At 71.5% G+C, this 16546-nt stretch carries 17 protein-coding genes and 2 tRNA genes; 13 read left to right on the forward strand and 6 right to left on the reverse strand.

What is annotated here, in order from left to right; translation table 11 throughout:
* Positions 1-4 precede the first annotated feature (4 nt).
* Positions 5-490, forward strand: a complete 486-nt coding sequence (locus tag ABZT47_RS09785) for a MarR family winged helix-turn-helix transcriptional regulator (RefSeq protein WP_354838159.1) — start codon at positions 5-7, stop codon at positions 488-490.
* A gap of 12 nt (positions 491-502) precedes the next feature.
* On the opposite strand, the gene ABZT47_RS09790 is transcribed toward ABZT47_RS09785, so the two are convergent.
* A complete protein-coding gene (locus ABZT47_RS09790; RefSeq protein ID WP_354838161.1) occupies positions 503-1471 on the reverse strand; it encodes an SPFH domain-containing protein in 969 nt (322 codons plus the stop codon).
* Positions 1472-1701: 230 nt separating this feature from the next.
* Between ABZT47_RS09790 and ABZT47_RS09795 the strand changes: the two genes are divergently transcribed.
* The 8 genes from ABZT47_RS09795 (at position 1702) to ABZT47_RS09830 (ending at position 6403) form a co-directional block, all read left to right on the forward strand.
* Complete coding sequence (locus tag ABZT47_RS09795) at positions 1702-1920, forward strand: transposase (RefSeq protein WP_354838163.1); 219 nt, start codon at positions 1702-1704, stop codon at positions 1918-1920.
* A 122-nt stretch (positions 1921-2042) separates the two neighbouring features.
* Positions 2043-2118: transfer RNA gene (locus tag ABZT47_RS09800), tRNA-Thr, on the forward strand.
* 209 nt (positions 2119-2327) lie between these two features.
* Positions 2328-2401, forward strand: a tRNA-Met gene (locus tag ABZT47_RS09805).
* Positions 2402-2479: 78 nt separating this feature from the next.
* On the forward strand, positions 2480-2644 hold the full coding sequence (gene rpmG, locus ABZT47_RS09810; RefSeq protein WP_089324515.1) for a 50S ribosomal protein L33: 165 nt from the start codon (positions 2480-2482) through the stop codon (positions 2642-2644).
* Between the two features lie 337 nt (positions 2645-2981).
* The gene (locus ABZT47_RS09815) at positions 2982-3431 is read left to right on the forward strand and encodes a MaoC family dehydratase N-terminal domain-containing protein (protein WP_354838165.1); all 450 of its coding nucleotides are present in this window, start codon (positions 2982-2984) and stop codon (positions 3429-3431) included.
* A 3-nt stretch (positions 3432-3434) separates the two neighbouring features.
* Positions 3435-3863, forward strand: a complete 429-nt coding sequence (locus tag ABZT47_RS09820) for a MaoC family dehydratase (protein WP_354838167.1) — start codon at positions 3435-3437, stop codon at positions 3861-3863.
* A 130-nt stretch (positions 3864-3993) separates the two neighbouring features.
* Complete coding sequence (locus ABZT47_RS09825; protein WP_354838169.1) at positions 3994-5133, forward strand: hypothetical protein; 1140 nt, start codon at positions 3994-3996, stop codon at positions 5131-5133.
* Between the two features lie 148 nt (positions 5134-5281).
* Positions 5282-6403 carry a UDP-N-acetylmuramate dehydrogenase gene (locus tag ABZT47_RS09830; protein WP_354838171.1) on the forward strand — a complete coding sequence of 374 codons (1122 nt, stop codon included), beginning with the start codon at positions 5282-5284 and terminating at the stop codon, positions 6401-6403.
* Positions 6404-6413: 10 nt separating this feature from the next.
* Here ABZT47_RS09830 and ABZT47_RS09835 read toward each other — a convergent pair whose 3' ends face one another.
* The 3 genes from ABZT47_RS09835 to ABZT47_RS09845 all read right to left on the reverse strand — a co-directional run bounded on the left by ABZT47_RS09835 (position 6414) and on the right by ABZT47_RS09845 (position 10546).
* Complete coding sequence (locus ABZT47_RS09835) at positions 6414-6983, reverse strand: TMEM165/GDT1 family protein (RefSeq protein WP_354838173.1); 570 nt, start codon at positions 6981-6983, stop codon at positions 6414-6416.
* Positions 6984-7245: 262 nt separating this feature from the next.
* Positions 7246-10113 (reverse strand): AAA family ATPase, encoded by a 2868-nt coding sequence (locus ABZT47_RS09840; protein ID WP_354838175.1) that lies wholly within the window; start codon positions 10111-10113, stop codon positions 7246-7248.
* Between the two features lie 265 nt (positions 10114-10378).
* Complete coding sequence (locus tag ABZT47_RS09845; RefSeq protein WP_354838177.1) at positions 10379-10546, reverse strand: hypothetical protein; 168 nt, start codon at positions 10544-10546, stop codon at positions 10379-10381.
* A 250-nt stretch (positions 10547-10796) separates the two neighbouring features.
* Here ABZT47_RS09845 and deoC point away from each other — a divergent pair, with 250 nt between their 5' ends.
* Genes deoC through ABZT47_RS09865 form a run of 4 tightly spaced genes read left to right on the forward strand, consistent with a single transcriptional unit; the run spans position 10797 to position 14282 of the window.
* Complete coding sequence (gene deoC, locus ABZT47_RS09850) at positions 10797-11753, forward strand: deoxyribose-phosphate aldolase (protein WP_354838740.1); 957 nt, start codon at positions 10797-10799, stop codon at positions 11751-11753.
* A gap of 10 nt (positions 11754-11763) precedes the next feature.
* Positions 11764-13218, forward strand: a complete 1455-nt coding sequence (locus tag ABZT47_RS09855; RefSeq protein WP_354838179.1) for an aldehyde dehydrogenase family protein — start codon at positions 11764-11766, stop codon at positions 13216-13218.
* On the forward strand, positions 13211-13420 hold the full coding sequence (locus ABZT47_RS09860; protein WP_354838181.1) for a hypothetical protein: 210 nt from the start codon (positions 13211-13213) through the stop codon (positions 13418-13420). The genes ABZT47_RS09855 and ABZT47_RS09860 overlap by 8 nt, the downstream gene beginning before the upstream one ends.
* Positions 13413-14282 (forward strand): aldehyde dehydrogenase family protein, encoded by an 870-nt coding sequence (locus tag ABZT47_RS09865; RefSeq protein WP_354838183.1) that lies wholly within the window; start codon positions 13413-13415, stop codon positions 14280-14282. Before ABZT47_RS09860 ends, ABZT47_RS09865 begins: the two co-directional genes overlap by 8 nt.
* A gap of 102 nt (positions 14283-14384) precedes the next feature.
* On the opposite strand, the gene ABZT47_RS09870 is transcribed toward ABZT47_RS09865, so the two are convergent.
* Positions 14385-14606: a hypothetical protein gene (locus tag ABZT47_RS09870; RefSeq protein WP_354838185.1), complete on the reverse strand. Its 222-nt coding sequence runs from the start codon at positions 14604-14606 to the stop codon at positions 14385-14387.
* 16 nt (positions 14607-14622) lie between these two features.
* On the reverse strand, positions 14623-16428 hold the full coding sequence (locus ABZT47_RS09875) for a hypothetical protein (RefSeq protein ID WP_354838187.1): 1806 nt from the start codon (positions 16426-16428) through the stop codon (positions 14623-14625).
* Positions 16429-16546 lie beyond the last annotated feature (118 nt).

The raw sequence follows: 16546 nt of genomic DNA on the forward strand, positions 1-16546 counted from the left end.
CGAGATGACCACGACGGAGACGCAGACGGCGGTGCCCGTCGAGCAGTACGAGGCATACTGCGCGCTGGAGCGCCAGCTCGGCCTGCTGTTCCGGCGCTCCCGGGCGCTGTCGGCCGAGGTGGCCCGCGAGGTGCACCCCGAGCTCGAACCGGGCGCCTACAGCCTGCTCGTCCGCATCGACGAGGCCGCGCCGGCCCGCCCGAGCGACCTGGCCGCCTACTTCGGCGTCGGCAAGGCGACGATCAGCCGCCAGATCAAGGTGCTGGAGGAGCTCGGCCTGGTCGGGCGGCAGCCGGACCCGCTGGACGGTCGCGCCCAGCTCCTGGCCCTCACCGGCGAGGGCCAGGCCAGGCTCCACCGGGCCCGGGCGGCCCGCCAGCGGCGCTTCTACGCCATGCTCGGCGCCTGGCCGCAGGAGGACGTCGAGCTGCTGGCCGGCATGCTCGACCGCTTCAACGACCTCGCCGCCACCCATCTCGGCCAGGTCTGACGCCGTCCCCCGTCACTTGGTGGGCAGTGACAGCGCGGCGCCGTTGCCGGGGGCGTAGACGGTGATGCCCTGGGGGAGGGCCTTGAGCTTCTCGATCTCGGCGCAGGTGCGGCACCGGTCGTAGCCGTCCTGGCGGGCCTTGTTGGCGTCGGCCTGGGCGCGCGCCTGGGCGACGGCGGCCTGGGCCTCGGCCACTCCGGCGAAGGCCGCCTGGGCGCGGTCCACCGCCGACTGCACCTGCGTGGGCAGGGTGATCCTGACCAGGTTGAACCGCAGGTCGACCAGGAAGTCCGCGCCGAGCATCTGGCGCAGGTCGCCGGCGAGGGTGCTGTTCACGGCGTTCTGCACCTTGACCAGGGCGGCGTTGTTGTCCCGGGGGGTGAGCCGGACGGCCTTCTGGGCCGCGCCGCTCTCCACGAAGGCGCAGGAGGAGACGAGCTCGGCGCAGCGGAACACGCCGATCTGGCTGCGCAAGGCGTTGTCCACGACGGGCCTGATGGCCTGGCCGAAGAAGCCGGACCAGCCCTCCTCGCCCTCGTAGGCGTAGCGCATCTCGTTGTCCTGGCCGCGGAACCTGCGGGTGCCGAATTTGTCGTCGAACAGCCGCAGGGTTTGGTGGTCGAGGTTGAGGGTGAAGTACAGCGTGCCCTCGATGCCCATGTTGACGCCGTCGCTGCTCGGGACGGTCACGACGTCGACGCCGAGCAGGGTGCTTCGCTTGGGGTCCGCCGTGATGGTGTAGAAGCGCTGCTGCGCCGGATATCGGTGCACTTCGGACCACCAGCCGGTCCAGGTGAGGCTCGAGGCGGGGTCGATCACGCCGCGCACCCGGTTGTCGTCGAGGGGCCCGCCGTCGCGGACCACCGCCACCTCGCCGCCGTCGGTGCTCTCGTAGCCGCTGAGCAGGCCGATGACGCTGACGATGGCGACGATGACGGCCACGACCGCCGCCACGGAAGCCGATACGGCGCGCACGGACATGAGGGCCTCCAAGGTAGAGCCGCTGTGAGATGGGGGTGGCGCTCGTACGGAGTACCCTCAAATGTAAGTATTGTTGAACAACTCCACAAGTCTCCTGCGGGGCCCGTCTTCGCGGCCGCATGCCGGCGTGGACCGGTGCCACTACCACCGTGTCCGGCGGTGACGATGGTGATAGAGCGAATGCCGATAATTCGGGCAACTGTCGGGCATGAGGCATACTCTGTGCGGCTATGGAGACGCGCTGGGTCGGACCGGACGGGTACGAGATCACCGCCGCGACGCGCGGCGGGTGCCAGGTGCTCCGCTTGTGGCGGTACGGCGAGTTCGTCACCGACTGCTCCGCGGTCGACGAGCTGCGCCGATATCTGGATCTCGCCGACCTGTGCGAAGTGATCACCGTGCCGTTCGGCGTCCGCTCCCCGCGCGCCCGCACCGAGGCCCTGCGCTAGCCCCCGCCGGGCCGTCGCGGAGGCGGCTGCGGTGGACGTTCTGATTCGCGTCGACCGCTGGGGGAGTGTATGGTTACACCTGTCCGAAGCGCGGAGCGGTAACGCGAAACGCGGCGAGGCCGGCCCCTTTAGCTCAGTCGGCAGAGCGTCTCCATGGTAAGGAGAAGGTCTACGGTTCGATTCCGTAAAGGGGCTCCACAGCGTAATCGCCCTCTCCCGGAATTCCGGGTGGGGCTTTTCGCTTGTGGGATACCAGTGCTCGCCGGTCGCCTGAAATAGGGGAAGTATGGGGGTCCCGTGATCAGGCATACTGGGAGCGCCTGGTCCCGATCGGGCGCGCGATGGGCGTGCGCGATCGTCAGACGGGTCGGGTATCCTTTCGTGGCCGGTCCAGTTCGCCGGCCTGAGGCGGAGTAGCTCAGTCAGGCAGAGCAAGCGGCTCATAATCGCTGTGTCGCCGGTTCAAGTCCGGCCTCCGCTACTACCCTGCCGGGTCCCCTGTGAAGGGTGACCGGGTTCGGGTTGTCCATGTGTCCCAAACGTAGAAAGGCACTCCCACGTGGCTGCCACCGACGTTAGGCCGAAGATCACGCTGGCCTGCCAGGAGTGCAAGCACCGCAACTACATCACGCGGAAGAACCGGCGCAACGACCCGGACCGGCTTGAGCTGAAGAAGTACTGCCCCAACTGCAGGTGCCACCGCCCGCACCGCGAGACCCGCTAGGGTCCCACCGCCCGCCGCGCCGCACGGCCGCGACGGACGCCGCCGTCCACTGGACGGGCGGCGACAGGGCATGGTGAGCACGAAGGCCCGGCGCCTTCGGGCACCCCTGGGCACCATCACGCACGACCGGCGTTCTCCCTGAGGGCGCCGGTTTGTCGCGTCCGGAAACGGCCCGCGCGCGCACGCCCGGCCGCGCCGGTGGTTCGCGACGGCCGAAGGTTGTTCTGTTACGGTCGGGCTGGCGCGGTGTCCACCAGCCCTCGCCGGGCGGCCCGGCGAATCGTCCGTGGGCACCGCCTCCGTCAGCTCCGCGCGCGCGTCGAAAGGCACCGGCACGATGGCTTTGAACCGAGATTTCGTCGGACGGACCTATCCGGCGTCCGGCTCCTACGAGGTCGGCCGAGTCAAGATCAAGGAGTTCGCGGCCGCCATCGGCGACCAGAACCCGATCTACCGCGACCCCGAGGCCGCGAAGGCCGCCGGCCACCCCGACGTCGTCGCCCCGCCGACCTTTCCCATCGTGTTCAGTGTCACGGGCGTCGGCGCGGCCCTCGCCGATCCCGAGCTCGGACTCAACTTCGCCATGGTGGTCCACGGCGAGCAGCGCTTCGAGTACACCCGGCCGATCTACGCGGGCGACGAGCTGCTGTGCACCTCGACCATCTCCGAGATCCGCAGCGTCGGCCGCAACGAGCTGCTCACGGTGACCAGCGAGGTGACGACCGTCCAGGGCGAACCGGTGTGCAGGACCTACAACACCCTGATCGAGCGCGGAGGGGCGGCGTAACCGATGACGGCGACCGTGAAGTACGACGAGGTCGAGGTCGGCCAGGAGATCCCGGCCGTCGAGTACCCCGTCCACCGCGTCAACCTGGTGATGTACGCCGGGGCCTCCGGCGACTTCAACCCCATCCACTGGAACGAGCGGCACGCCAAGGCCGTGGGCCTGCCCGACGTGATCGCGCACGGCATGTTCACGATGGCCCAGGCCGGCCGCTTCGTCACCGACTGGGCCGGCGACCCCGGGGCGGTCGTCGACTACGGCGTCCGCTTCTCGTCCATGGTGGTCGTCCCGGACAACGACGAGGGCGCCGTGATCACGGTGAGCGGCCTCGTGGAGGAGAAGCTGGACGGCGACCGCGTGGTCATCGCGCTCACCGCCAGGTCCGGCGACTCGCGCGTCCTGTCCCGGGCCCGCGCCACCGTCCAGCTCGCCTGACCGTCCGCTCGCTTGACGGTCCGGCTCACCAGGGGCACCGGCCCGCCCGGGGGCACCGGCTCGCCGCCGAATCGGGGGGGCGAGCTGGGGCGGCCTGAATGCTTCGGTGCCAGGTGGGTACTGGGCGAGCGTGACAGAGCCACCGAACCACGTATATGGACTCGCCGAGCAACGGGCGAAGGCCCGTGCGGAGCGTGACTTCGCCGCTGCCGACGCACTGCGCCAGGAGATCGAGGACGCGGGCTGGCTGGTCCGTGACGAGGCCGGCGGATTCGAGCTGACGCCCAAGCCGTTCAAGGTCTGGCCCACGGTCGCGTCGATTCCCGTCCCGTTGACGCCCGACTGGCCGGGCGGTGGCGCCGACAGAGCCTCTGACGTGGCCGAGAGCACCGAGGCCGAGACCGGCACCCGGAACATGGTCGCCTCGCAGATGCTGTGGGACTCCACGCTGGCGGCCTCCCGGCTGGACCAGGCGGCCGGCGCCGCGACGCCCGCGCGCGACCACGCCGAGGGCGCCCCCGGAGCGGTGACCGTGGCCCTCCTGGTCGACGGCGGCCCGGCCGAGCTGCGCACGTGCGTCGACGCGCTGGTGGGCCACACCGAGGCCAAGATCCTCGCCGTGGACCTCGGGAACGTCGAGGAGGCCGGGGTCGTCCTGCACGAGCTGGCCGAGCGTCATCCCGGCCGCATCGAGGCATGGCACGTCGCCGAGGCCACGCACTGGCGCGGCGGTCCGGCCGGGTGGGGCGCGGTCCGCAACAAGCTCCTGGCGCTGGACTCCGGGGACGTGCACGTCGTCATGGAGACCTCCACGATCCTCGACGGCGACGCGATCACCCCCCTGGTCGCGGCGCTCGGAGGCGACGTCGTCGCCGCCGGCTGGAAGGGCGTCGACCCCGACGAGGGCGGCCTCGACTGGCACGACGCGGGGCCGGGCCGGGTGCGCGGGCTGCTGGGCTACCTGTTCGCCGTCCGGCGTGACCAGGCCCTGGCGGCGGGCGGCTTCCCGGAGAAGGCGCGGTACTACCGCAACGCCGACCTGGAGTTCTCGCTGTCGCTGCCGGGCACGCTGGTCGTCCCGCACGAGCCCCTCCCGGTCCACCAGGAGCGCCACCGCGGCTACCACGACGTCGACCCCGACTACCGCGAGCGGGAGTCCCGCCGCACCTACGACCGGGTGCTGGCCAAGCTCCGCGCCGGCGGGGACAGGCCGGACGACGAGGACAGGGCCGAGGACGCGCGCAACGCGGACGCGCCGCGCCGTTACTGACCAGGCGGGGCGCCGGAGCCGGGGCCCGGTGACACCGACGGATGCCGGAGCCGGGGCCCGGTGACGCCGGCGGGCGCCGGGCCGGCACTAGGCTGATGGCCGGCACGCGGCCTTCGCGTGCCGTTCCGCATGTCCTTGGGGAAGACGCATGGCTGACCGAGTGGCCGGGGTGCGGCTCGCGCCGTTCACCACGTTGAGAGTGGGCGGCGCCGCCCGCGCCTTCGCGGAGGCGTCCACCGACGAGGAGCTCGTCGAGCTGGTGTCGGTCGCCGACCGCGCCGGTGAGCCCGTGCTGGTCCTCGGCGGCGGCAGCAACCTGGTCATCTCCGACGAGGGCTTCGACGGCCTGGTCGTGCGCGTGTGCACGCGCGGAGTCGAGGTGCGCGACGAGGCCGATCGTGTCGTGGTGACCGCGCGGGCCGGGGAAGACTGGGACGCGCTGGTCACCCGGGCGGTCGCCGAGGGCTGGTCCGGCGTCGAGTGCCTGTCCGGCGTGCCGGGGCTGGTCGGCTCGACCCCGATCCAGAACGTGGGCGCGTACGGGCAGGACGTCTCGCAGACGGTCACCGGCGTGCGCGTCTACGACCGGCGGTCGGGCGAGGTGCTCGACCTGGACGCCGCCCAGTGCGGGTTCTCCTACCGGCACAGCGCGTTCAAGGCGGACCTGGCCCGCTATGTCGTGCTGTCCGTGACGTACGTGCTGGAAAGGTCGGACAAGTCTGGACCGATCGCGTACAAGGAGCTCGCCGCGAAGCTCGGCGTCGCCATCGGCGACCGGGTCACCCTGCACGAGGCCCGCCACGCCGTGCTGGAGCTGCGCCGGGGCAAGGGCATGGTGCTGGACGCCGCCGATCCCGACACCTGCAGCGCCGGGTCGTTCTTCACCAACCCCGTGCTTTCCGCGGAGCGGGCCGCCGAGCTGGAGGCCCGGGCTCCCGGGTACCCCCGCTGGGACATGCCCGGCGGCGCGGTCAAGGTGCCGGCCGCCTGGCTCATCGAGCACGCGGGCTTCGCCAAGGGCCACCGGCGGGGCCCGGCGCGCATCTCCACCAAGCACACCCTCGCCCTCACCAACCCCGGCGGGCACGCGGTGACCGGCTTCCCGAGCGACCCCGAGGAGGTCGCCCTCGGAGTCCCGTCCCGCCCGTCTCCGGCCCCGGCGACGTCGGCCGACCTGCTGGCCCTGGCCCGCGAGGTCCGCGACGGCGTCCATGCCGCCTTCGGCGTGACCCTCGTCCCCGAGCCGGTCCTGGTCCGCCTGACGCTCTGATCGCCGCCGGTCAGCCGATGAGGGCCTCGGCGATGAGGAGGATGCCGAAGACGGCGAAGGCGGCGGCGGCGCCGTAGCGGATGACCTTCTCGGGCAGGTGCTTGCCCAGCATGCGCCCGACGAGGATGGCCAGCGCGTCGGCGGCGACCATGCCGATCGTGGAGCCGACCCAGGTGCCGAACCAGCCGTGCTGGGTCGCGAGGGTGATGGTGGCGAGCATGGTCTTGTCGCCCAGCTCGCTGAGGAAGAACGCCACGGTGACGGCGACGAGCGCGTTGCGGGTCGTGCGCTCGGCCTTGCGCGACTCCTCGTCGCTCAGCTCGTCGCCGCGCAGCGTCCACAGCGCGAAGCCGAGGAAGGCCACGCCCGCGACGATCGAGATGGCCGTGGTCGGCAGGGCGTCGCCGATGAGGCCGCCGAGGCCGACGCTGAGCAGGTGGACCACCGCGGTGGCCAGGGTGATGCCGGCGAGCACCGGCAACGGCTTGAAGCGGGTGGCGAAGGTCATGGCCATGAGCTGGCTCTTGTCGCCCAGCTCGGCCACGAAGATGACGCCGAGGCTTATCCAGAACGCTTCCACAGGGGGGTCGCCCTTCTTGTTCCTGCGACCGGGCCGGAAGCGGCATCACCAGAGAGCTCGGGGAGTCGGCTTCGGCCCGGCCGCGCACGTGCACGACAACGGGCCGAAGGTCTCGTCCGCCTCATCGAGGCCCACGCGACCGGGCTTACGCCAGCATGTCGACCACGCGGTTCGGGACTACTCCCCTTCGGTGTTCGCCCCACCCTACCCGACGGCGCTCAGGGGGTGGACCGGCACGTCGGGTCACCGGCTCCGGCGCAGGTCAGGTGAACAGGGAGAGGCGGTGGGCGGCGGCGGCCGCCTCGCCGCGAGTGGAGACCGCCAGCTTGCCCAGGATGTTGGACACGTGCACGCTGACCGTCTTCGCCGAGATGAACAGCTCGCCCGCGATGTCGCGGTTGGAGCGGCCGAGCGCGACCAGCCGCAGCACCTCCAGCTCGCGCGGCGTGAGATCAGGGGCCGCCGAGGCGTCCACCAGGGCCGCGGGACCCGCGGTGACCGTCACCCCGACGCGGCGGGCGAGCGCCTCGATCTCCCCCATGAGCGGCCGGGCGCGCAGGCCGGCGGCGATGGCGCGGGCCTCGGTCAGCCGCGCCGCCGCCCCATCGCGGTCGCCGGCCTTGGCGCGGGCCGCGGCGGCATGGGTGAGCGACCGGGCACGCGGGTACGGGCGGCCCAGCCGCTGCCAGGCTTCGGCGGCCGCGTCGTGCTCGCCGGTGAACATCAGCCCGAAGGCGTCGGCGACCGGGCCGTCGGACTTCATGGTCGCGAAGAGCCCCTGGGCCCGGTGCCACACCTCCCGCGCCCGCTCGGGGTGCGCCGCGGCGGCCACCTCGCAGGTCAGCCGGGCCTGCGCCATGAACTGCCAGCCGAGCATCGCCTTGTTGGAGTGCGGCATGTCGCCGGCCCGCAGCATCTCCTCGACGTCGTCGAGCGCCGGGCCCGGCCGGCCGCGCAGCAGGTGGAGCTCGACGCGCAGGCGCAGGTTGGTCAGCCACTCCTGGGCGTACTCGTCGCGTTCGTTCTGCAGGGCGCCGACCTCGGCGAGGGCCTGCTCCAGCAGGTCGACCTCGCCCCGTCCGGCGGCGACCTGGCCGCGCAGGCGCCGCAGGTGACCGCGGATCTTCGGGATGGGGTCCAGCGCCAAAGCCTGTTCGATGACCTCCAGGGCCTCGTCCCAGCGGCCGAGCGATTCCAGGGCCTCGGCCCGGTTGTTGGCGATGAAGGCCCCGTTCGTGCGGTAGCGGCCGTACTTGCGGGCCAGGGCGTCGCCCTCCAGCGCCAGGGCCACGGCCTCCTCGGAGCGGCCGAGGTTGTTCAGGGCGTCCACCTTGTTGCCGATGGTGCGCAGGACGATGCGCTGGTTGCCGAGCTCGGCGGCGGCCTCCATGGCCCGCTCGTTGGTGCGCAGCGCGCCCTCGAGGTCGCCGGCCAGCGAGTGGCCGAGGGCGAGGGTGCAGAGCAGGTCGGCCTCCATGCACACGTCGCCGAGTTCGCGGGCGATCTGGAGGGCCTCCTCGGTGAGCACGGTGCCCTCGTCGGTCTCGTTGCTGAACATCAGGAACGAGCCGAGCCGGGACAGGACCTGGGCGCGGGCGGCGCTCGGCGCGGGCACGAGCCGTTCGGCGTAGCGCAGGTCGGGCAGCGCGCCCCGCCGGCCCCGGTCGATGGTGAGCTGCGCCCGGCGCACCAGAAGGTAGGCGACCCGTTCGGGCTCGGCGGCCTCGTCCAGCTCGGCCATGGCGCCCTTGACGAACTTCAGGCCCCGCTCGACCTCGCCGCTGATGGCGGCGGCCTCCGAGGCCCGCTCCAGGATGCCGACGTGGTCGGCGCCGATGCGCTCGGCGGCGTCCGGCACGCGGTCCCACAGCGACAGCACGCGCTCCAGCAACTGCATCTGCTCGGTGTAGGCGAAGGCGTCGGCGGCCTTGGCCGCGGCCTCCCAGGCGGAGGTCAGCGCCCACAGGTGGTCGCGCGCGGAGTACCAGTGGTGGGCGATCTCGATGGCGGCGCGGCCGGGCGGGACGAGCTTGCGGTCGCGGTCGATCTCCTCGGCGAAGCGCGCGTGGATGCGGTTGTGCTCGCCCGGGAGCATCTCCTCGTGCACGGCCTCGCGGATCAGGGCGTGCCGGAAGACGTACGCCCGCCCGTCCACCAGCATGACGTTGCCGGCGATCGCGGGGCGCAGGGCGTTCTCCAGGTCGATGTCGGACAGGCCGGTGACCGCGGCCAGCAGTTCGTGGCCGACGCGGTTGCCGCCGGCCGAGGCGACGCGCAGCACGCGCTGGCTGTCCTCCGGCAGCCGTTCCACCGAGCCGATGATCAGGTCCTGGAGGGAGTCGGGGACGCTGGAGCAGTCGTCGCCGCGTTCCATCAGCGCCTCGACGAACAGCGGGATGCCCTCGCTGCGCTGGTAGACCTTGCGGACGACCGCCGCCTCGGGCGCGTCGCCCCGGATGCCGGCGATCTGCGCGGCGACCTCGCTCTCGCTCAGACGGGGCAGGTCGATGCGCGCCACCCCTTCGACGCGCATGAGCTCGGCGAGCACCGGGCGCAGCGGGTGCTGGCGGTGCAGCTCGTCCGAGCGGAACGTCATGATCATCAAGATCGGGGCGGTCCTGAGGTTGCGGCTGAGGAAGGCGATCAGGTCGCGGCTGGACCGGTCGGCCCAGTGGATGTCCTCGATGACCAGGATGACCGGCCGGCGCTCCGCCAGCCGTTCGAGAAGGGTGAGGATCTGCTCGAACAGCCTGGCGCGGCCGGTCTCGGTCTCCCGCTCGCCGCTGGGCTCGCCGAACTCGGGCAGCAGGCGGGCCAGGTCGCGGGCGGCGCCTTCCGGGAGCAGGGCGGCCACCTCGGCGGCGCCCATCTCCCTGACGAGCTGGCGCAGGGCGGCGGTGAACGGCGCGTAGGCGAGGCCCTCGGTGGACAGCTCGACACAGCCGCCGGCCAGGATGTGCGCGCCGGTGCAGGCGGCATCGTCGGTGAAGCGCAACACCAGGCGCGTCTTCCCCCCGCCGGCCTCGCCCCCGAGGAGAACGGCGGAGGCCGCCTGCTTGCGCGCCTGCTCGAAGGCGTCCGAGAGAGTGCGCAACTCGGCTTGTCGGCCCACGAAGACAGGACTCACCATCCGGCCCACCATGTCTGCCAGCATGTCATGCCCAATAGCGTCTTTCGTACTGCTTTTCGGTCAGGGTGAACAGGATGGGGAGCGCCCCTCCGGGTCCGTTACGGCGGCTGTGACGCCCGGCCGGGAGGGAGGTCCCGGCCGGGCATCGTGTGCGAGGGTCTCAGCCGCGATCGCCGCGGATGAGCTTGCGGGGTTCGCCCCTCCGGCTCGCCGTCGGCCCGCGACCGGGCCCGCGGCACGCCGGGGAGGTTGTGACCGAGGGCGGTCACGAGGTGCGCAGCTTGCCGAAGGCGGCGCGCAGGCGGTGCTGCGAGCCCTCGGACCGGGCCTTGCGGCCGGAGGCGGCCTCACGGGCGCGGCGGTGCTCGCCGGCCTCGGCGTGCAGCTCGGCCACGCGGCTGATGATGAGCTGGTAGTGGAGCTCGGGAGCCATTTCGGCTTCTCCTTCGATGTCGTCTTCTCTGACATCTCTAGACTCGGGCTAAGGCGCCCCCTCCCACATCGGGCGGATGCCTTATCTCCCGGGCGTCCTACGGCCTAGGACCGTCTAAGGCGCTCTGAGCCGCCTTAGGCCCCTTAATGGGGCCGTAGGCGACAGGTGATGAGATGCCGCAGGCCCCGCCGGGCGGGCGGCCCGGTTTGGAACAATCAGGCCGGTCGGCGATGCTGGTGAGGTGTCAACACTGACGACCTCGCCCACGGAGATCGCGTCGTCGAACGCGTCCCTGAGGGCATTCCTGCACGGCCTGCCCGGTGTCGATCGTGTGGGTGCCGATCAGCGCGCCGCGATGCTGGGCACCCGTTCCATCAAGACGACGGCCAAGGCCCGAGCCATCGACCTGGCCATCTCCATGGTCGACCTGACCACCCTGGAAGGAGCCGACACCCCCGGCAAGGTGCGCGCGATGTGCGCCAAGGCCGTTCGGCCCGACCCCGCAGACCCCTCCGTCCCCAAGGTCGCCGCCGTCTGCGTCTACCCCGACCTGGTCCCCCAGGCCGTGGAGGCGCTCGGCCGGTCCGGCGTGAAGGTGGCGAGCGTGGCCACCGCCTTCCCCAGCGGCAGATCGTCCCTCGGCGTCAAGGTGGAGGAGACCAGGCAGGCCGTCCAGGACGGCGCCGACGAGATCGACATGGTGATCGACCGCGGCGCGTTCCTGTCCGGCGACTACCGCAAGGTGTACGACGAGATCGTCGCGATCAAGGCCGCCTGTGCCCGCGACGCCGGTGGGGAGGACGCCCACCTGAAGGTCATCCTGGAGACCGGGGAGCTCGCCACCTACGACAACGTGCGGCGGGCGTCCTGGCTGGCCATGCTGGCCGGCGCCGACTTCATCAAGACCTCGACCGGCAAGGTGTCCCCGGCCGCGACGCTCCCCGTCACGCTGGTGATGCTGGAGGCCGTGCGCGACTTCCGCGAGCAGGCGGGCCGCGTCGTGGGCGTCAAGCCGGCCGGCGGCATCCGCACCACCAAGGACGCGATCAAGTATCTGGTGCTGGTCAACGAGACCGCCGGCGCCGACTGGCTCGACCCGGCCCTGTTCAGGCTGGGCGCCTCCAGCCTGCTCAACGACCTGCTGATGCAGCGCCAGAAGATGGCCACCGGCCGCTACGCCGGCCCCGACTACTTCACCCTCGACTGAGGCGGCCCCCATGTTCGAATACGCACCGGCGCCCGAGTCGCGCGACATCGTCGACATCCGGCCGTCCTATGGCCTGTTCATCAATGGGGAGTGGGTCGACTCGCTGGGGGACGAGCGCGACAAGACCGTCAACCCGGCCACCGAAGAGGTCCTGTCGGAGTTCGCCCTCGCCGCAGGCGCCGACGTCGACCGGGCGGTCTCCGCGGCGCGTAAGGCCTACGAGTCGGTCTGGGGGCGGCTCCCCGGCCGCGAGCGCGCCAAGTACCTGTTCCGCATCGCCCGCATCATCCAGGAGCGCGCCCGCGAGCTGGCCGTGCTGGAGTCCCTGGACAACGGCAAGCCGATCCGCGAGTCGCGCGACGTCGACCTTCCCTTGGTCGCGGCGCACTTCTTCTACTACGCCGGGTGGGCCGACAAGCTGTCCTACGCCGGGCTGGCCCGCAGGACGCCCGACGGCGGCTTCGCCGACCCCCGGCCGCTCGGGGTCGCCGCGCAGGTCATCCCGTGGAATTTCCCGCTGCTCATGCTGGCCTGGAAGATCGCGCCCGCGCTGGCCTGCGGGAACACCGTCGTGCTCAAGCCGGCCGAGACGACGCCGCTCACCGCGCTGGCGTTCGCCGAGATCTGCCGCCAGGCCGACCTGCCGCCCGGCGTGGTCAACATCGTCACCGGGGCGGGGGCGACCGGGCAGGCGCTGGTCTCCCACCCGGACGTGAACAAGGTCGCCTTCACCGGCTCCACCGAGGTCGGCCGCCAGATCGCCCGCTCGGTGGCCGGGACGGGCAAGAAGCTGACGCTCGAGCTCGGCGGGAAGGCCGCCAACATCGTCTTCGACGACGCCGCGCTCGACCAGGCCGTCGAGGGCATCGTCAACGGCATCTTCTTCAACCAGGGCCACGTGTGCTGCGCGGGCTCGCGGCTGCTGGTCCAGGAGTCGATCGAGGAGGAGCTGCTCGCGGCGCTCAAGCGTCGCCTGGCCACGCTGCGGCTCGGCGACCCGCTGGACAAGAACACCGACATCGGCGCGATCAACTCCGCGGCGCAGCTCGACAGGATCAGGACGCTCAGCGAGGCGGGCGAGCAGGAGGGCGCCGAGCGCTGGTCGCCGCCCTGCCCGCTCCCCGACAAGGGCTTCTGGTTCCCGCCCACGCTGTTCACCGGGGTCGCCCAGTCGCACCGCATCGCACGCGAGGAGATCTTCGGCCCGGTGCTGTCGGTCCTCACCTTCCGCACGCCCGCGGAGGCGGTCGAGAAGGCCAACAACACCCCCTACGGGCTGTCCGCCGGCGTGTGGACCGAGAAGGGGTCGCGCATCCTGTGGATGGCCGACAAGCTCCGCGCCGGGGTCGTGTGGGCCAACACCTTCAACCGCTTCGACCCGGCATCGCCGTTCGGCGGCTACAAGGAGTCCGGATACGGACGCGAGGGCGGGCGGCACGGACTGGAGGCCTACCTCGATGTCTGACCCCTGTGAGCACCGCCGGGCGCCCCGCCGGGCCCGCCGGGCGCAGATCACCCGCGGGCACGCCCACGCCCGTTCCGGCCTTACGGCCACGACCGCCCGCCAGGGCTGGTTCGCCCATCGTTGCGGGGTGAGCCGCTGCCGCCAGGTGATCCTGACGGCGCGGCTCTCGCCGGAAGAGATCACCTGGAGAGGCGATGACTGAGCCGGGCAGGCTCGCCGTGCGCAAGACGTACAAGCTTTACATCGGCGGGGCGTTCCCGCGTTCGGAGAGCGGAAGGTCCTACGCCGTGACCTCCTCCAAGGGCGACTTCCTCGCCAACGCCGCCCTGGCCTCGCGCAAGGACGCCCGCGACGCGGTGACCTCGGCCCGCAAGGCGTTCCCCGGCTGGTCCGGCGCCACGCCCTACAACCGGGGCCAGATCCTCTACCGCATCGCCGAGATGATGGAGGGGCGCCGGGCGCAGTTCGTCGAGGAGGTGACGACCGCCGACGGGGTGTCGGCGCGCAAGGCCGGCGAGCTGGTGGACGCCGCCGTCGACCGGCTGGTCTGGTACGCAGGCTGGTCGGACAAGATCGGCGCCGTCCAGGGGGCGGCCAACCCGGTCGCCGGGCCCTACTTCAACCTGTCCACCTCCGAGCCGACCGGCGTCGTCGCGGTCATGGCGCCGGGGGAGGGCCCGCTGCTCGGTCTGGTGTCGGTCATCGCCCCGGTGATCGTCACGGGCAACACCTGCGTGGTGGTGGCCTCCGAGCGCGCGCCGCTGCCGGCGATCACGCTGGCGGAGGTGCTGGCGACCTCCGACCTGCCGGGCGGGGTGGTGAACCTGCTGACCGGCAGGCTCGCCGAGATGGCCCCGTGGCTGGCGTCGCACATGGACGTCAACGCCGTGGACCTCACCGGCTGCCCGGAGGAGCTGGCGGTGTCCTGCCAGCAGGCCGCGGCCGAGAACCTCAAGCGGGTGCTGCGCCCGGCCGGCAAGACCGACTGGCTCGCCGACCCCGGCACAGACCGCATGACGGCCTTCCTGGAGACCAAGACCGTCTGGCACCCCATCGGAGTCTGACCCGGCGCGAGGTGGCGATGCGGTGCGACGGCCTTGGCACGCCGGGGTCGTCGCACCGCTGTCCGGGCCTGGCGCGGGTTTGGGTGCTGGCGCGACGCCGGCTCAGCGGGCCGTGCGGTCCGGTTCGGCCTGGTCCTGGAAGACCTCGTTGATCAACTCGGCGATGTGCTCGGCGGAACAGGAGCGCATGGAGTCGCGGGTGTCGCGCAGCAGCGTCCGCACCTGCTCGCGGTCGCGGAGCGTCGGGAGGTCGGGGAGCGCGCGTGACCGGATGTACTCGATGGGCTCGACGACGTAGACCCCGTCTGGTCGTTCAGCGGTCATAGGCGGCACCACCTCGTCAGTTAATCGTATTGTCATCGACGGCGGACTCCTTTCGCAAGAGACGGCGGTAGGCGCTGGAGCGGATTACCAGCTGGATCGACACGTAACCGAAGTTGGCGCCGGCGAGGTAGGCCAGACCGACCCATGCCCACCATCGCATCCCGTTGTCCATCAGGGGCAGTGAATCGGCTTTCTGTGCGTCTTCGATGGTTCGGGTAACGATAAACAGGGCGCATGCCACTAATGACGTTAAACCGCCCAAAATCAGTGAACATCGGGCGGCGAGCGAGGAGCGCAGCACGGCCTCGTTGTCGGAGGAGAAGCCGAACCACGAGGCCGCGACGGCCGGCAGCGCGAGCAGCAGGGCGGGCACGTCGCTGGTGCGCGGCAGCCCTCTGGCCTCGGCCAGCGCCACCGCGCCGATCAGGGACAGCGAGGTGGCCGCGGTGACGACCGCGCTGGCCAGCGTGCCGGGCGGCACCTCCCCGAACGAGGAGGTGAACTTGATCTTCCGCCAGTCCATGCCGGTGAAGCCGCGCATGTACAGGTGGGCGTAGTTCTGGCCTCTTTTGCCGAGGAGCTGGAAGTAGGGCTCGGTGTCCTGTGACAGCTTGAGGTGGACGCAGGTCTGCGACCCGTCGGTCTCGATCTCCGAGGCGCTGAGCGGGTCGCCGCAGTCGGCGCAGCGCAGCGTCTGCTCCATGAGGTACTGCGACTCGGGCGCCTTGATCTGCAGATGGTAGGACGTGGAGTTGTGCGCCATGCCCGGCGCCATCTGCATGGTCACCGGCCGCAGCCCGAGAGCCAGGCGCAGGCGGTGGCGGGGCTGCCGCGACGTGCTCGGGGGCACCATCGTGCGGCGGTAGGACACCTGCAGGCGCCGCGACTTCATCGCCTCGGGGACGACGGCGACGATCGGGCCGGCTTCGCCCAGGGTGTTGACGAACTCCCGCAGCCACTGCACCTTCTCGCAGGGGCTGTCCGCGCGGACGCCGATGTAGCCGAGGCCCTTGTCGATGGCCGTGGCCGCGGCCTCGTCCGACAGGCGGCCGCAGATCGGCATCAGGAACGACACCGCGGCCTTCTGGACGCGCTCCGTGGAGACGGGCGCGCCCGCGTGCGCGTCGCTCAGCACCAGCTCGATCAGGAAGTACAGAGACGAGGAGATGAGCTGGATCGTCTCGTCATGGCAGAGGATGTCGAGCAGGGCCCCGTCGCGCGCCCTGACCTCGAAGTTGTCGACCATCTCGCGCTTGAGGCAGGTGAGGATCGGCACATACGTCTCACCGCCCGGCCGCTCGGCCGGAGCCTGCTCCGCCCCCCGCCGCCGGGGGCGCCGGCCGGGGCCGGGCTCGGGACGCGGGAGGGTCCAGGGCCCGTCCTCCAGGGCGGGGAAGGACATCTCGATGCGCACGTCCTGGACGACGACGCGGCTCTCCAGGGAGATGGTCTCCACCGTCCGCGTCCGCGACTTCTCCGGCTGGAGGATCATCGACAGGAAGACCGGCACCGATGCGAGCATGTCCGGGCGGGTGGCCTCGTCACGCAGCGCCAGGACCCTTTGCATGGTGGCCACCGTGACGCCGTCCCAGTGGGAGGGCTCATGCGCCTTGGCCCGCCTGCGATACCGGCCGTCACGCAGGATGACGAGCGCGATGGCGGCGGCGAGGCAGGCCGCGAGCATCCAGGGGCGCGGATGGACGAGCGGAGCCGGCCGCGCGGTGAGCATGCCGTCGTCGCCGGGGAGCGGAAGCAGGGCCAGCCAGCCGCACACCGCGCTCACCGCCCCGAGCGCCACGCAGCAGATATTCGACCATTTCATTGAGGGACCCGAACCTCTCCGGTGTGTGGGTGCGGTGCCACGCGTACCTGACACAGGAAAATCGCCCGACCGGCACCGGAGGTTGACACGGAGAGTAGCGGCCCCGGCTTTCTTGATG

This window comes from Sphaerisporangium sp. NPDC005289, from assembly GCF_040607455.1.
Lineage (GTDB): Bacteria > Actinomycetota > Actinomycetes > Streptosporangiales > Streptosporangiaceae > Sphaerisporangium > Sphaerisporangium rhizosphaerae.

Excerpts from the sequence above, each read along its gene's own strand:
- ABZT47_RS09785 (WP_354838159.1), top strand. The coding sequence starts at position 5 with ATGACCACGACGGAGACGCAGACGGCGGTGCCCGTCGAGCAGTACGAG.
- ABZT47_RS09790 (WP_354838161.1), bottom strand. The coding sequence starts at position 1,471 with ATGTCCGTGCGCGCCGTATCGGCTTCCGTGGCGGCGGTCGTGGCCGTC.
- ABZT47_RS09795 (WP_354838163.1), top strand. The coding sequence starts at position 1,702 with ATGGAGACGCGCTGGGTCGGACCGGACGGGTACGAGATCACCGCCGCG.
- ABZT47_RS09815 (WP_354838165.1), top strand. The coding sequence starts at position 2,982 with ATGGCTTTGAACCGAGATTTCGTCGGACGGACCTATCCGGCGTCCGGC.
- ABZT47_RS09820 (WP_354838167.1), top strand. The coding sequence starts at position 3,435 with ATGACGGCGACCGTGAAGTACGACGAGGTCGAGGTCGGCCAGGAGATC.
- ABZT47_RS09830 (WP_354838171.1), top strand. The coding sequence starts at position 5,282 with ATGGCTGACCGAGTGGCCGGGGTGCGGCTCGCGCCGTTCACCACGTTG.
- ABZT47_RS09840 (WP_354838175.1), bottom strand. The coding sequence starts at position 10,113 with ATGGTGAGTCCTGTCTTCGTGGGCCGACAAGCCGAGTTGCGCACTCTC.
- ABZT47_RS09845 (WP_354838177.1), bottom strand. The coding sequence starts at position 10,546 with ATGGCTCCCGAGCTCCACTACCAGCTCATCATCAGCCGCGTGGCCGAG.
- ABZT47_RS09855 (WP_354838179.1), top strand. The coding sequence starts at position 11,764 with ATGTTCGAATACGCACCGGCGCCCGAGTCGCGCGACATCGTCGACATC.
- ABZT47_RS09860 (WP_354838181.1), top strand. The coding sequence starts at position 13,211 with ATGTCTGACCCCTGTGAGCACCGCCGGGCGCCCCGCCGGGCCCGCCGG.
- ABZT47_RS09865 (WP_354838183.1), top strand. The coding sequence starts at position 13,413 with ATGACTGAGCCGGGCAGGCTCGCCGTGCGCAAGACGTACAAGCTTTAC.
- ABZT47_RS09870 (WP_354838185.1), bottom strand. The coding sequence starts at position 14,606 with ATGACCGCTGAACGACCAGACGGGGTCTACGTCGTCGAGCCCATCGAG.
- ABZT47_RS09875 (WP_354838187.1), bottom strand. The coding sequence starts at position 16,428 with ATGAAATGGTCGAATATCTGCTGCGTGGCGCTCGGGGCGGTGAGCGCG.